The 14557-nt window shown below is 67.9% G+C and carries 14 protein-coding genes; 13 read left to right on the forward strand and 1 reads right to left on the reverse strand.

Translation table 11 applies throughout. The annotated features are described in order from the left end of the window. Positions 1-124 precede the first annotated feature (124 nt). From LRC39_RS09665 to LRC39_RS09680, 4 genes are all read left to right on the forward strand, one after another. Positions 125-1315, forward strand: a complete 1191-nt coding sequence (locus LRC39_RS09665; protein ID WP_346297102.1) for an anaerobic sulfatase maturase — start codon at positions 125-127, stop codon at positions 1313-1315. A 129-nt stretch (positions 1316-1444) separates the two neighbouring features. Further along, a complete protein-coding gene (locus tag LRC39_RS09670) occupies positions 1445-2356 on the forward strand; it encodes a DUF2163 domain-containing protein (protein ID WP_346297103.1) in 912 nt (303 codons plus the stop codon). A 39-nt stretch (positions 2357-2395) separates the two neighbouring features. Beyond that, positions 2396-2848: an NlpC/P60 family protein gene (locus LRC39_RS09675; protein WP_346297104.1), complete on the forward strand. Its 453-nt coding sequence runs from the start codon at positions 2396-2398 to the stop codon at positions 2846-2848. Positions 2849-2913: 65 nt separating this feature from the next. After that, positions 2914-3339 (forward strand): GFA family protein, encoded by a 426-nt coding sequence (locus LRC39_RS09680; protein WP_107357462.1) that lies wholly within the window; start codon positions 2914-2916, stop codon positions 3337-3339. A gap of 36 nt (positions 3340-3375) precedes the next feature. Here the strand turns inward: LRC39_RS09680 and LRC39_RS09685 are convergent, their stop codons facing one another. Further along, complete coding sequence (locus tag LRC39_RS09685; protein ID WP_264076233.1) at positions 3376-3843, reverse strand: hypothetical protein; 468 nt, start codon at positions 3841-3843, stop codon at positions 3376-3378. A 153-nt stretch (positions 3844-3996) separates the two neighbouring features. Here LRC39_RS09685 and LRC39_RS09690 point away from each other — a divergent pair, with 153 nt between their 5' ends. The 9 genes from LRC39_RS09690 (at position 3997) to LRC39_RS09730 (ending at position 14515) form a co-directional block, all read left to right on the forward strand. Then, complete coding sequence (locus LRC39_RS09690; protein WP_346297105.1) at positions 3997-4470, forward strand: MarR family winged helix-turn-helix transcriptional regulator; 474 nt, start codon at positions 3997-3999, stop codon at positions 4468-4470. Beyond that, complete coding sequence (locus tag LRC39_RS09695) at positions 4471-4923, forward strand: hypothetical protein (protein ID WP_346297106.1); 453 nt, start codon at positions 4471-4473, stop codon at positions 4921-4923. Positions 4924-4949: 26 nt separating this feature from the next. Beyond that, positions 4950-5495, forward strand: a complete 546-nt coding sequence (locus tag LRC39_RS09700) for a cytochrome b (protein WP_346297107.1) — start codon at positions 4950-4952, stop codon at positions 5493-5495. Between the two features lie 120 nt (positions 5496-5615). Beyond that, entirely contained in the window at positions 5616-9488 is a 3873-nt protein-coding gene (locus LRC39_RS09705; protein WP_346297108.1) for a baseplate multidomain protein megatron, read from the forward strand. A 9-nt stretch (positions 9489-9497) separates the two neighbouring features. Continuing rightward, positions 9498-10865: a DUF2793 domain-containing protein gene (locus LRC39_RS09710; protein ID WP_346297109.1), complete on the forward strand. Its 1368-nt coding sequence runs from the start codon at positions 9498-9500 to the stop codon at positions 10863-10865. A gap of 123 nt (positions 10866-10988) precedes the next feature. Then, positions 10989-11747 (forward strand): glycoside hydrolase family 19 protein, encoded by a 759-nt coding sequence (locus LRC39_RS09715; RefSeq protein WP_346297110.1) that lies wholly within the window; start codon positions 10989-10991, stop codon positions 11745-11747. Between the two features lie 2 nt (positions 11748-11749). Continuing rightward, the gene (locus LRC39_RS09720; RefSeq protein ID WP_164634687.1) at positions 11750-12322 is read left to right on the forward strand and encodes a 3TM-type holin; all 573 of its coding nucleotides are present in this window, start codon (positions 11750-11752) and stop codon (positions 12320-12322) included. Between the two features lie 111 nt (positions 12323-12433). Next, the gene (locus tag LRC39_RS09725) at positions 12434-13108 is read left to right on the forward strand and encodes a response regulator transcription factor (RefSeq protein WP_011157420.1); all 675 of its coding nucleotides are present in this window, start codon (positions 12434-12436) and stop codon (positions 13106-13108) included. Between the two features lie 15 nt (positions 13109-13123). Next, positions 13124-14515, forward strand: a complete 1392-nt coding sequence (locus tag LRC39_RS09730; RefSeq protein ID WP_346297111.1) for an ATP-binding protein — start codon at positions 13124-13126, stop codon at positions 14513-14515. Positions 14516-14557: the final 42 nt, after the last annotated feature.

Here is a 14557-nt window from a genome sequence, read left to right on the forward strand (position 1 = left end):
GGTTTCGTGTAATAATGGTATGCCACTGAGGGATCAGTACCAGATCACCAATTCCGAGTGAGTGCTGCTCGTGCCCGACAAACGGCAGTTATCGCAGGTTGGCGTTCAACGCCGATTCCACGTCATGGCCAAGCCTGCGGGCTCGTCCTGCAATCTCGACTGCAGATATTGTTTCTATCTAAGTAAGCAGACGCTTCCGCGAGGGCCGGGTACCGGGAGAATGACGGACCGGACTCTGGAGCTGTTCGTTCGGCAGTATATCGAGGCGAATACCGGGCCGGAGGTGGTGTTCTCGTGGCAGGGCGGTGAGCCGACGCTGCTCGGCCTGGAGTTCTTCCAGAAGGTCGTCGAGCTGCAAAGACGATACGCGAAGCCCGGTCAGCGTATCGAAAATGACCTTCAGACAAATGGAATTTTGCTCGATGCCGGATGGGCCGAGTTTTTGAAGGAGCACCGGTTCCTGGTCGGACTCAGTATCGATGGTCCGCGCGAACTGCATGATTGCTACCGGGTGAACAAGGGAGGCGCGCCGACATTCGACAAGGTCATGGCTGCGGCGACGGTGTTGCGGAAGGCAGGGGTGCCGTTCAATACGCTCACCTGCGTACATCGCTTCAATGCCGAGCGCCCGCTGGATGTCTATCGCTTTCTCCGGCGGGAGCTGGATTCGACCTACATCCAGTTCATTCCGATCGTGCAGGCGAGGGGTTTCGAGACCGATGCGCCGGCTGTCTACGACACCGGACGTATGCCGATCATTGGAAGCGCGCGGTCGAAGCCCGATCATCCGGAATCGATCGTCACCGACTGGTCGGTCGATCCTGACCGGTACGGCTATTTCCTGTCACGCGTATTCGATGAGTGGCGACGGCGGGATCTCGGCAGGGTGCTGGTGAATCACTTTGAAACGCTGGTCGCTCAGCATCTCGGGCTGCCCGCGCAGATCTGCATCTATCATCAATTCTGCGGCAAGGGCGTGGCGCTGGAGCACGATGGCGGCGTCTATGCCTGCGACCACTATGTGTACCCCCAATATCTGCTCGGCAATCTCAGCGAGACGTCATTATCGGAGATGGTCTTCTCTGAGCGTCAAATGGCATTCGGCTACGCCAAGTCGGAGATGCTGCCGGACGACTGTCGCGCCTGCGAGTATTTGCGGGACTGCTGGGGAGAATGTCCTGGAAATCGTCTTCTGCGGACGCCGTCAGGCGAGCCAGGACTCAACTATCTGTGCAGCGGACTGAAGAAATTCTTCAAGCACGCACGGCCAGCCATCGACGAGATTGCGGCCGCGATCCGGAAGCAGAACGGCTAGCCGGGACCGCAGGGCCGAGGCGCCGATGATGCGGAGCGGGTCTCGTGTCGACCTCGACCGGTCGCAGCCAGCTTACGATCCGTCTGTGATTCAAGCGACGCGCTATTCGCGCTCCAGGACAGGTCCCTCATGCTCACCATTCCGTCGGCCTTGCAGGCCAAGCTCGATGCCGGTGTGACTACGCTGGCGCAATGCTGGATCGTACGGCGGCGCGATAGCGCTGTGCTCGGCTTCACCGATCACGACCGCGACCTTGTGATCGAGGGCGTGAACTGCCGCGCCGGCACCGGGTTTTCGGCGTCGGAGGCGTCGCAGCGGTTCGATCTGTCGGTCGATGGCGCGGAGATTTCCGGTGCGCTCGATGACGCGCTGCTGCGCGAGGCGGATTTGGCCGCCGGGCGCTACGATGCCGCCGTGATCGAGAGCTGGCTGGTGGATTGGAGCGCGCCCGAGCTGCGGGTGCTGATGGCGCGCGGCACGCTCGGCGAGGTGCGGCGCGAGGGCTCGGCCTTCACGGCGGAACTGCGCGGGCTCGCCGATCTGTTGTCGCAGGAGACCGGCCGGCTCTACACCGCGGCGTGCAGCGCCGATCTCGGCGACGCGCGCTGCCGCGTCGATCTCGGCAGTCCGGCGCGGCGCGGCGAGGGGATGGTCGTCGCGGCGCCAGGGACCTCGACCCTCACGGTTTCGGGTCTCGACGGCTTTGTGCCCGGGCTGTTCAGCGCCGGCCGGCTGAGCTGGCGCAGCGGCGCCAATGCTGGCGCGGCGGTCGAGATCAAGCAGCATCGCATCGTCGGCGGCGAGGTGCGGCTGTCGCTGTGGCAGGCGATGGCCGAGCCGATCGCGGCCGGCGACAGCTTCGTCGTCACCGCCGGCTGCGACAAGCTGTTTGCGACCTGCCGCGACCGCTTTGCTAACAGCGATAATTTCCGCGGTTTCCCGCAGATCCCCGGCAACGATTTCGTCGTCAGCTATCCGGTGCCCGGTGCGCCCGGCAACACCGGCGCGCCGATCGGCCCGGTGCTGCGCGGCGACGTCTGACGGTCGGCATATCCACCCATTCGTTCGAGCGAGAGCACCATGGATCAGCCACTGGGTCGCGATGCGCTGGTCGCCGAAGCGCGAAGCTGGATCGGCACCAGCTATCGGCATCAGGCCTCGGTGAAGGGCGTCGGTTGCGATTGCCTCGGCCTGGTGCGCGGGGTGTGGCGCGCCTGTCTCGGCGCGGAGCCGGAAGCGCCGCCGCCTTATGCGCCGGATTGGGCCGAAGCCGGCGGCGACGAGACGCTGGCGGCGGCCGCGCTGCGCCATCTGGCGCCAGTGCCGTGCGATGCGTTCGATCGCGGCGACGTACTGCTGTTCCGCTGGCGCGACGGCTGCGTCGCCAAGCACGCGGCGATCGCCAGTTCGGCGACGACGATGATCCACGCCCATGATGGCGCGGCGGTGTGCGAGGTCGCGATCACGCCGTGGTGGCGGCGCCGGCTCGCCTATGCGTTCACGTTTCCCGGCGTTGCAGATCCGCTGCGTTGACGACGCAGAGGCTGTCTGGTCAGGTCCGGCCGAGTGTCGAACGGACCAACCTGGAGGCCTGCGGGATGGATCACGACAGCAACGTGCGGACCGGCGGGTGCCACTGCGGCGCGGTGCGCTTCGAGGTGACGCTGAGCGACGGCTTCGACTCGATCCGGCGCTGCACCTGTTCGTATTGCCGGATGCGCGGCGCGGTGGTGGCGATGGCGGAGATGGGGGGGATCAAGATCCTGCAGGGCGAGGACGTGCTGACGACCTATCGCTTCCACACCGGCACGGCGCAGCACTTCTTCTGCTCACGCTGCGGCATCTACACCCATCATCAGCGGCGATCCAATACGAACCTGTACGCGGTCAACGTCGCCTGCCTCGACGGCGTCAGCCCGTTCGACTTCACCGAAGTGCCGGTGATGGACGGCGTCAACCACACCAACGACACCGGCCAGCCGACCCGCCGCGCCGGCACGCTGCGCTTCATCGCATCGGAGTGACCGCGCGCGCGGCGCGGCACGACAGCACAATCAGCTTCAGGCCGACGCCTTGGCGCGGGCGGCCTTGGTCTCGACGATCATCCGCTTGATGGCGTCGACCGTCTCCGGCGGCAAATGCTTGGCGGCGCCGAGGGCGACGTATAGCGCGTTGAGCGTGTTGCGGCGGGCCTCCGGCGGGATCACCATCTTGGCGCGCGGGCCTTCGGCGAGGCCGTACAGCGCCTGGGCGGCGAGATCGAGATCGTAGCCCCACACCCAGCACCACAGCCGCACCGCGGTCGACCAGCCGCGCTCGTAGGCGCGCAGCGAGGTGCCGGCTTCGAACAGCGCCTTGACCGCGGCATCGCGGGTCTCCTCGGGCGCGCCGGCCTCGACGCCGGAGTAGCGCTCGGCGACGTCGAGCACTTCGATCCGCTTGGCCTGCAGCGCCACCACCGGCTTGCCGATGAAATACACCGCGCCATAGGCGACGATCGCCACGACTACGCTCGCTAGAAATTCCATCGCCTGATCCTGCCGGCCGCCTCGCCCAAGCCGGGTACGATGCAAATGTCGTGCACGCCGTCAACGCCGCCGGCATTGAACTTCCGTCGCGTCCGGGCGTGCAAGGGTGCTCGGCGAATTGACAGTAAGCTGTCAAAATGACAGGATACTGTCATGACGCAAGCCAGCGACGCCCCGTTCGACCATCCCGCCAACGCCCTCGTGCTGGAGGTTTTCCGGCTCAACGGCGCGCTGATCAGGTTCGGCGACGCGCTGGTGAAGCCGCTCGGGCTGACCAGCGCACGCTGGCAGGTGCTGGGTTCGGTTGCGCACGGCCGCGGCACGTTCTCGGTGGCGCGGCTGGCTGACAACATGGGCCTCGCGCGGCAGTCGGTGCAGCGGATCGTCGATGAGCTGGCCGAAGCGGGGCTGGTCGGCTTCGCGCCCAACCCGGCGCACAAGCGCGCCAAGCTGGTGCTGCTGACGCCGCGCGGCGAGCGGGTGTTCAAGCAGGCGAGCGAGCTATGGGCACCGGTCGCCGACGCGATGATCGCCGGCGCCGATCCGCGCCAGCTGCGCAAGACCCGCGACGCGCTGATCGCGCTGCGCCAACGGCTCGACGAGCAATTCAGTGACAGGAGTGCGTAAATGATCAGGAAGCTTCACCCGATCGCGGGCATTATCGCGTTTCTCACCATTCTGGTGTTCTGGAGCTCGACGGTGGTGGTCGAACTCGGCGGCGACGAGGCTGCGATTGCCGCTGTGAAGCTCCGCATCCTGTGGGGCCTCGCGGTGTTGATCCCGGCGATCGCGCTCGCCGGCGCCAGCGGCTTCAAGCTCGGCGGCAAGTCGCCGCATCCGGTCGTCGCCGCCAAGCGCTGGCGGATGCCGTTCATCGCGCTCAACGGCATCGCCGTGCTGGTGCCATGCGCGGTCCTGCTGCAGCAGCGTGCCGCCGCCGGCCAGTTCGACCAGATCTTCACGGTGGTGCAGGCCGTGGAGCTGATCGCCGGCGCGATCAACCTGACGCTGATCGGCCTCAGTATCCGCGACGGTTTCCGGCTGACACGGCAGTTCGGCCTGTCGGCTGCGACGCGGTAAAATCGTCAGCAACCAGGACGATCTCGATGGCGCTGCATAGTTCATCCGATCAATACGGCACCGTAGCGGTGACGATTCACTGGCTCACCGCGGTTCTGATCCTGATCGCGCTGCTGACTGGCTTTCGCGCTGCGGCGGCCGAGGAGGCCGCCACCAAGGCGGCGTTGCTCCGGATGCATCTGCCGGCGGCCGCGCTGGTGCTGGTTCTCACCGTCGTCCGCGTGGTGTGGTGGCTCGGTATCGACAACAAGCCGGAGCCGATCGACGGCGCGCCACGCTTGCAGCAGTGGATCGCGCGCGCGGTGCATCTCATGTTCTACGTGGTGGTGTTCGGCATGATCACGAGCGGCATCGGCATGATGCTGGCGAGCGGAGCAGCGCCGGCGATCTTCTCGCACGAGGTAACAGCCTTGCCGGAGTTCTGGCACTACCGGCCGCGTATCCCGCACGGGTTCGGTGCACGGCTGTTGGTGCTTCTGCTGATCGTGCATGTCGCGGCGGCGCTGTATCACCATCTGCGCGGCGACCGCGTGTTCGGCCGGGTCTGGTTTCCGCGGGGCTCGCAGCCTTAGAGGTTCGCGCGAAACGCGATCCTGAGAATTCAGCGCTCACTCTCTCGACATCGTGCCCGGCCTTGCGCCGGGCATCTTCGTTTTTGACCAACGTTTACGCCCTCGATCGAAGTCAATCCCATGGCAGCTCTCGTTCTTTCCGTCGCCGGCGCTGCGGCTGGCGCGCTGTTCGGTCCGGTCGGCGCGATCGCCGGGCGGATCGCGGGCGCGCTGATCGGCAATGCGCTCGATCAGTCGCTGTTCGGCGGCAGCAGCGATACCTCGCGTTCGGTCGAGGGGCCGCGGCTCGCCGATCTCGACGTGATGGCCTCGACCGAAGGCGCGCCGATCCCGCGGGTGTATGGCCGCGCCCGGCTCGCCGGCCAGGTGATCTGGGCGACCGCGCTCGAGGAGGTGATCAGCGTCGAGCAGAGCACCACCGGCGGTGGAGGCGGCGGCAAGGGTTTTGGCGGCGGCGGAGGCGGGCAGACCACGACCACCACCACGACTTACAGTTACTTCGCCAATTTCGCGGTCGGGCTGTGCGAAGGACCGATCGGCCGGGTGGCGCGGATCTGGGCCGACGGCAAGCCGCTCGATCTGTCGGGGCTCAACATTCGCGTTCATCGCGGCACTGAGGATCAGGCGCCGGACGGGCTGATCGTCGCCAAGGAAGGCGCCGGCAATGCGCCGGCGTATCGCGGGCTGGCTTACGTCGTGTTCGAGCGGCTGCCGCTCGCCGATTTCGGCAACCGGATTCCGCAATTGTCGTTCGAGATCGTGCGGCCGATCGGCGAGCTCGAACAGATCGCCCGCGCGGTGACGCTGATCCCCGGCACCACCGAATTCGGCTACGAGCCGGCGACGCGGGTGCAGGTGCTCGGCGCCGGCAGCGCGGCGCCGGAGAACCGCCACGTTGCCTATGCGCCGTCCGACGTGCTCGCCTCGCTCGACGATCTGCAGGGCGTCTGCCCCGGGCTGCAGCGCGTCGCGCTGGTGGTGGCGTGGTTCGGCACTGACTTGCGGGCGCAGGCCTGCACGGTCGAGCCCGGCGTCGAGCGCCGCGACAAGAGGCTCGATCAGGGCTCCTGGTCGGTGGCCGGCGCGACCCGCGCCAGCGCACGGCTGATCTCGCAGGTGAATGGACGGCCCGCCTATGGCGGCACGCCGTCCGACGACACCGTGACGCATCTGATCGGCGAGCTGAAAGCGCGCGGGCTGAAGATCACGTTCTATCCGTTCGTGGTGATGGACGTGCCGGCCGGCAATGGCCTTGCCAATCCATGGACCGGCGCGGCGCCGCAGCCGCCTTATCCCTGGCGCGGCCGCATCAGTTGCGATCCGGCGCCCGGCGTGCCGGGTTCACCGCAAGGCACCGCGACGGCCGCCGCGCAGGTGGCGCAGTTCTTCGCCGGCGGCGCCTGGAATTATCGCCGCATGATCCTGCATTACGCGCAGCTCTGCGCCAGTGCCGGCGGTGTCGATGCGTTCCTGATCGGCTCGGAGCTGCGCTCGCTGACACGGGTGCGCTCGGCGCCCGGCGTGTATCCGGCGGTGCAGCAGCTCGTCGCACTCGCCGCAGACGTCAAGGCGATCGTCGGCGCTGGCACGCTGGTCACGTATGGAGCCGACTGGACCGAATACGGCGCCGACGTGGTGACGCCGGATGCGTCCGAGGTGCGGTTTCCGCTCGATCCGCTGTGGGCGTCACCGGCGATCGGCGCGATCGGGATCGATTACTACGCGCCGCTGGCCGACTGGCGCGACGATGCCGGCCATCTGGATTCGGCGATCGCCGCCACCACTTACGATCGCGCTTATCTTGCCGGCAATGTCGAAGCCGGGGAGGGCTACGACTGGTACTATCCGGACGCGGCGGCGCGCACAGCCCAGGCGCGGGTGCCGATCACCGACGGGCTCGGCAAGCCGTGGATCCATCGCGTCAAGGACATCCGCAGCTTCTGGTCGCAGCCTCATCACGAGCGGGTCGGCGGCGCCGAGTTGGCATCGCCGACCGGCTGGGTGCCGATGAGCAAGCCGGTGTGGCTGACCGAGGTCGGCTGCCCGGCGGTCGACAAGGGCGCCAATCAGCCGAGCGTGTTTCCCGATCCGAAATCGAGCGAGAACTACGCGCCGTATTTCTCCAGCGGCGAGCGCGATGATCTGATCCAGCGCCGCTATCTCGAATGCCTGATCACGGCGTTCAGCGCCGACGCCCGCAATCCGGTGTCGCCGCTATACGGCGGGCGGATGATCGACCTGTCGGCGATCCATCTGTGGACCTGGGACGCGCGGCCCTATCCGGTGTTTCCGGCAGCGGACGAGGTGTGGAGCGATGCGCCGAACTGGACCAGCGGGCACTGGCTGACCGGCCGGCTCGGCGGTGCGCCGCTCGATGCGCTGATTGCCGCGCTGCTGGCCGATGCCGGTGTCGGCGGCGTCGACAGCCGCGATCTGCGCGAAGGCTGCGACGGCTATGTGGTCGACCGGCCGATGGCACCGCGGGCGATGATCGAGCCGCTGGCGCTGGCCTATAGTTTCGATGCGCTTGCTGCCGGCGGCGTGCTGCGCTTCGTGCAGCGTGGCGCGGCGCCGGTGATCGAACTGAACGAGGACGAGCTGGTGCTGCCCGACAAGGGCGCGCCATGGCGATTGACGCGGGCGCAGGAGACCGAGCTGCCGCGCGAAACCGCGATCGCCTACAGCGATGCGCTGGCCGACTATCGCCGCGCCGCCGCTGGCTCGCGCCGGCTGGTCGGCGGCGCGGCGCGGATGGTGAAGGCCGATCTTGCGGTCGTCACCAACGATGCGGCGGCGGCGCGGCGCGCCGAGATCGTGCTGCAGGATCTGTGGGCCGGCCGCGAGCGCGCCAGCTTCGCGCTCGGCCTGCGGCATCTGCGGCTCGCGCCTGGCGACGTCGTGGCGCTGACGCTTGCCGGGCGGCGGCGGCTGTTCGAGATCGACGAACTGGTCGACACCAGTATGCGGCAGGTGACGGCACGCAGCATCGATCCCGACGTATTCGCGCTGCCGCAGCGGATGCCGCGCCCGGCCGCGGTGACGATCCCGGCCGCGCTCGGCCCCGCTGAAGTGATCGCGCTCGATCTGCCGGCGATCGATGCGGCTACGCCCGACGTGCTGACGCGGCTCGCGGTGTTCGCCAATCCGTGGCCGGTGGCGGAGGCGATCTACGTCTCGGCCGATGGCGCGAGCTATCAGCCGCTGGCGAGCGCGGCGGCGCGGAGCATCATCGGCACCACGCTCGATCCGCTGCCGCGCGGGCCGCTGGCGCGGTGGGACCGCGTCACTACGTTGCGCGTCCAGATCGCAGGCGGCGCGCTGGCGTCGCTGTCGGAGCTGCGGGTGCTGGCCGGCGGCAACGCGGCGGCGGTGCAGACTTCCGACGGCGGCTGGGAGATTCTGCAATTCGCCGGCGCCGACCTGATCGACGGCAACATTTATCGGCTGTCGCATCTGCTGCGCGGCCAGGCCGGCAGCGACAGCGCGATGCGCGACCTGGTGCCGGCTGGCGCGCGGTTCGTGCTGCTCGATACCCATCTGGTGCCGATCGCGCGCGGGCTGTCGGCGCTCGGCCGCAGCCTGCGCCTGCGTGTCGTTGCGGCGGGGCGCAGCCATGACGATGCGAGTGCTGTCGACCTGACCGTGGCGCCGGGGCTGACCGCGCTACGGCCGCTGGCGCCGGTGCATCTGACCGCGCGCCGCACCGCCGATGGCATTCGCATCGGCTGGATCCGCCGCACCCGGATCGACGGCGACGGCTGGGGCGTCGAGGTGCCGCTCGGCGAAGACAGCGAAGCCTATGCGATCGACATCCTCGGCAGCGGCGGCGCGGTGGTGCGGACGATGCAAACAACCGTGCCGCAGACGCTGTACGCGGCCGCGGACGAGCGCACCGATTTCGGCGCGGCACAAGCCTCGCTCACGCTCCGCGTCGCGCAGTTGTCCGCCACCGTGGGCCCGGGTTTTGCCGCCACCGCCACTTTCGCGCTGTGAGGACTGATCATGACCACTGCCAATCTCGGCCTGCCTCTGATCGAGGCGAGCCAGGCGCAGAAGCACGTCACCCACAACGAGGCGCTGTTCAGCCTCGACGGTCTTGTGCAACTCGCGGTGCTGTCGTCGGCGCTGAGTACGCCGCCGTCGTCGCCAAGCGAAGGTCAGCGCTGGATCGTCGCGGCCGGCGCCAGCGGCGTCTGGGCCGGAAAGAGCGGGCAGGTCGCCGCTTACTACGATAGCGACTGGCGGTTCTTCGCACCGAACCCGGGTTGGCTCGCCTATGATCTGTCGACGCAAACGTTGCTCGCCTGGAGCGGCGCGGCGTGGGTCAACGCGCTGGCGGCGTTTCAGAACCTGCCGCTGTTCGGCGTCAACACCACGGCGGATTCCAGCCGTCGCCTGTCGGTGAAGTCCGACAACGTGCTGCTGTCGAATGACGACGTCACGCCCGGCAGCGGCCATATGCGCGTGACCATCAACAAGAGCGCCGCCGCGAAAGACGCCGGGCTGATCCTGCAGGACAATTGGAGCTCGCGGGCGCTGCTCGGCCTGCTCGGCAGCGACGATTTCGTCGTCAAGCTGACGCCGGATGCGGCGAATTACTACGCGAGCCTGCGCGGATGGTCGGCGCTGCACGGCCGGCTCGATCTGAAGGACGCGCGGCGCCGGCAGCCGCTGCAATGGTCGCCGCGGCCGGGGAGTACGACGCTCGATATGGTCGGCCTCGGCGCTACGCTCACCGGCACCGCGACCGCGGTCAGCCCGTCGGCCGGCAATCTGTTCCTGTCGTCGCCGCGGCTCGATCTCGTCTCCGCCGCGACCAGCGGCGCATCGGCCGGGGTGAGCGGTTCGGCGCTGACGCTGTGGCGCGGCAATGCCGCGAGCCTCGGTGGCTTCTATCTGCTGATGCGGTTCGGCATCGAATGGTTTCAGACCAGTTGCCGGCTGTTCGCCGGGCTGTATGGCTCGGCGAGTCCGATCGGCAACGTCGCTCCGAGCACGCTGCTCAACCTGATCGGCGTCGGTTTCGAGTCCGGCGATACCACGCTGTCGCTGCTTAGCAACGACGGCAGCGGTGTGGCGACCAAGACCAGTCTCGGCGCCGGCTTCCCGACCACCGGCGGGCAGGATCTGTATGAGTTGTTACTGTCGGCCGAGCCAAACGGCGGCGAGATCCGCTACCGCGTCGAGCGGCTGAACTCCGGCGATGTCACGACCGGCGTCGTCACCAGCGATCTGCCGGTCGCCACGCAATTCCTCACTCCGCATCTGTGGATGAACAACGGCAGCACCGCCGCTTCGGTCAACGTCGCGCTGTTCCAGATGTACGCCGAGCCGGCGGCGCTGCTCGGCTCGCGCGGCGCGATTGGGTAACTATCAAGTCATTCAACATCGTCATTGCGAGCGAAGCGAAGCAATCCAGAGCGCCGAGCACTGAAGCTGGATTGCTTCGTCGCTGCGCTCCTCGCAATGACGCTCCGCCTGAGAGGCAATCCCATGAAAATCGACGAATCCTTGCTGCGGCGATTGTGGCCGCGGGGCGATCGGCGCGTGGCGGGACTGATTGCCGGCACCGCGGCGGCGTCGGAGAGCGTGTTTGTACGCTTTGGCATCACCACCCCCGGACTTGTGGCGCATGTGATGGCGCAGCTCAGCCACGAATGCGGGGCCGGGCAGGAGGTCGTCGAAAATCTCGACTACACCGCGGCGCGGATGATGCAGGTATGGCCGTCGCGGTTTCCGACGCTGGCAAGCGCTGCGCCTTATGCCCACGATCCGCGGGCGCTCGCCAACAAGGTCTATAACGGCCGGATGGGCAATCGCGCCGGCTCCGACGACGGCTGGAGCTATCGCGGCCGCGGCGCGGCGCAGACCACCGGGCGCGAGGGCTACGCGAGGCTCGCCGCGCTCACCGGCCTCGACTTGGTCAATAATCCCGAGCTGCTAATCGATCCGCGCTACTTCCTGCTGTGCGGCGTCGCTGACTTCGTCGCCTGCGGCTGTCTGCCGTTCGCGCAGGCCGATGACATCGTCGGCGTCACCCGCCGGCTCAACGGCGGCACCATCGGGCTCGCCGAACGCAAGGCGTGGCTGGCGAACTGGAAAGCGGCGCTGACCGAAGCGCCGATGGTGATCGCATCGCCGCAGCCGTCGCCGCCGCGCACCGAAGTGCCGCCTCAATCGCAAACACAACCGCCGCGGTCGCGGTGGAGCCAATTCGTCGCCGTGCTGCGCGCGGCCTTCCGGAGGAGCTGACCATGGATTGGGCCGATCTCGCCAAACAGGTGATTGCGCTCGGCGCGCCGATGCTGGGCACCGCACTCGGCGGACCGCTCGGCGGAGCGGCCGGCAAGATCCTGTCCGATGCGCTCGGCGCGTCGGTGCCGACCCCGGAGGTGGTGCAGGCGTCGCTGCCGGCGGCCGCGCCGGAGCGGATCGCGGAGGCCGAGGCCAGGTGGTGCGAGGCGGTCCGCGCCGAGGCGGAAGCCCAGCGCACCGCGATCGCCGAGACCCAGGCGACGATCCGGGCCGAGCTCGCCGCCAGCGACCCGGTGCAGCGCTGGTGGCGGCCGGTGTACGCCTTCGAGCTGACCGCCGAATGCGCCGCGCTGTGGGCTGTGCTGGTGCACGAATTCTGGACCGGCGACGTCGCCACCATCAACGCGCTGATCGGTGCCACCGCGCTCCTGGTCGCCTATTGGGGTTTCCGATTCGGCGTGCTAGGCGTCTATGTCAGCGGTCGGACCCGTGAAAAGGTCTGTGCCGCCACCGGGCAGGACAGCCCGGGCATGATCGACAGGCTGGTCAAAGCGGTCGTGAAGAAAAAGTAATCCGGCGCCGCGCCGTCGTTCACCGCGCATTCACCCCGCCGCCGCTCATCTTCACATCCGTCATGCTGTCAGCGCTTCGCCTGCCAGTGCATCAAACGACCGGAGTTGAAGGTGCGTCTGCTCGTCGTCGAAGATGACCCCGATCTCAACCGCCAGCTCACCACCGCGCTGACCGATGCCGGTTACGTGGTCGACCGGGCCTTCGATGGCGAGGAGGGGCATTTCCTCGGCGACACCGAACCGTACGACGCCGTCGTGCTGGATATCGGCCTGCCGAAGATGGATGGCATCTCGGTGCTGGAAGCGTGGCGGCGCAACAGCCGCGCGATGCCGGTGCTGATCCTCACTGCGCGCGACCGCTGGAGCGACAAGGTGCAGGGCTTCGACGCCGGCGCCGACGATTACGTCGCCAAGCCGTTCCACCTCGAGGAGGTGCTGGCGCGGATCCGCGCGTTGCTGCGGCGGAGCGCCGGCCACGCCCAATCCGAGCTGACCTGCGGCCCGGTGGTGCTCGACACCCGCACCGGCCGGGTCAGCGTCAGCGGCAATCCGGTGAAGCTGACCAGCCACGAATATCGGCTGCTCGCCTATCTGATGCACCACTCCGGCCGCGTGGTGTCGCGCACCGAACTGGTCGAGCATCTGTACGATCAGGATTTCGACCGCGACAGCAACACCATCGAAGTGTTCGTCGGCCGCATCCGCAAGAAGCTCGGCGTCGACATCATCCAGACCGTGCGCGGGCTCGGCTATCTGCTGTCGCCGCCGGCCGCGGACGCGCATTAGCGCGCCGGCGACGCGGTGACCGCCAAACCCTCCCGCCGCGGCAGTTCGCTCGCCACCCGGCTGTTCCTGTCGGCGACCGCGTGGGTGGTGGTGATCCTGGCGATCACCGGCATCGCGCTGTCGTCGGTGTATCGCGGCGCCTCGGAGCGCGCGTTCGATCGCCGGCTCAACCTTTATCTCCGCACCATCATCGCCGAGGTCGCCACCCCCGACACCACCCAGGAGGCGTTCCAGTCGATCGGCGAGCCGCTGTTCGATCTGCCGCTGTCCGGCTGGTACTGGCAGGTGGTCCGCACCGACGGCGAGAAGCCGGAAACCCGCGCCTCGCGGTCGCTGTGGGACCGCAAGCTGCCCCGGCTGGAAGATCAGGGCATCGAGCTCGGTCCGTCCGGCGTACGGCACGGCTATGTCGACGGCCCGGAAGGCCAGACCCTGCGCATGGTCGAGCGGCCGGTCGATCTCGGTCTCGACGGCAAGTTCGTCGTCACCGTCGCCGGCGACGCCACCGAGATCTTCGAAGAGACCCGGACTTTCGATTACTACCTTGCCGGCACCTTTGTGGCGCTGTCGATCGGCCTGGTGCTGACCACGATCTTCCAGGTGAGGTTCGGCCTCGCGCCGCTGAAGCGGATCTCGGAGTCGATCGCCGACGTCCGGTCCGGCCGCGCCGAGCGGCTGGAGGGCCAGTTCCCGGTCGAAATCGCCACCCTGGCGCGCGAGACCAATGCGCTGATCGAGGCCAATCGTGAGATCGTCGAGCGCGCCCGCACCCATGTCGGCAACTTGGCGCACGCGATCAAGACGCCGCTGTCGGTGCTGGTCAACGAAGCGGGCGCCCGGCCGGGCGACCCGCTGGCCGCGAAGGTGATGGAGCAGGCCGAGCTGATGCGCAGCCAGGTCACCCACCATCTGGAGCGGGCCCGGATCGCAGCCCGGCTCACCGTGGTCGGCACCATCACCGAGGTCGAGCCGGTGATCGGGGCGCTCCGCCGGACCATGGAAAAGATCCACCGCGACCGCGCCATCCAGGTCCGCGCCGAGGTCGCCGCCGGCCTCAAGTTCCGCGGCGAGCGCCAGGACCTCGAGGAGATGGTCGGCAACCTGGTCGACAACGCCTGCAAATGGGCGGCGGGACGGGTGTTCATCGCGGTCACCGGCGAGAAGAGCGACGAGCCCGGCGGTCCGCCCAAACTGCGGATCGTGGTCGATGACGACGGTATCGGGCTATCGGCCGAGCAGCGCGCGCTGGTCGCCCGCCGCGGCAAACGGCTTGATGAGAGCAAGCCCGGCTCCGGTCTTGGCCTGGCAATTGTCGTTGATCTTGCAGCGCTTTACGGCGGCGAGCTGAAGCTCGACAACGCCCCGATCGGCGGCCTGCGCGCTGAGCTGACCCTGCCTGCGGCATAACGAGCCCCGCGATTGCCACAGGGGCGCCAGAATTTGCATCTT

This window comes from Rhodopseudomonas sp. P1 (assembly GCF_039642825.1).
GTDB classification, from domain to species: domain Bacteria; phylum Pseudomonadota; class Alphaproteobacteria; order Rhizobiales; family Xanthobacteraceae; genus Rhodopseudomonas; species Rhodopseudomonas palustris_H.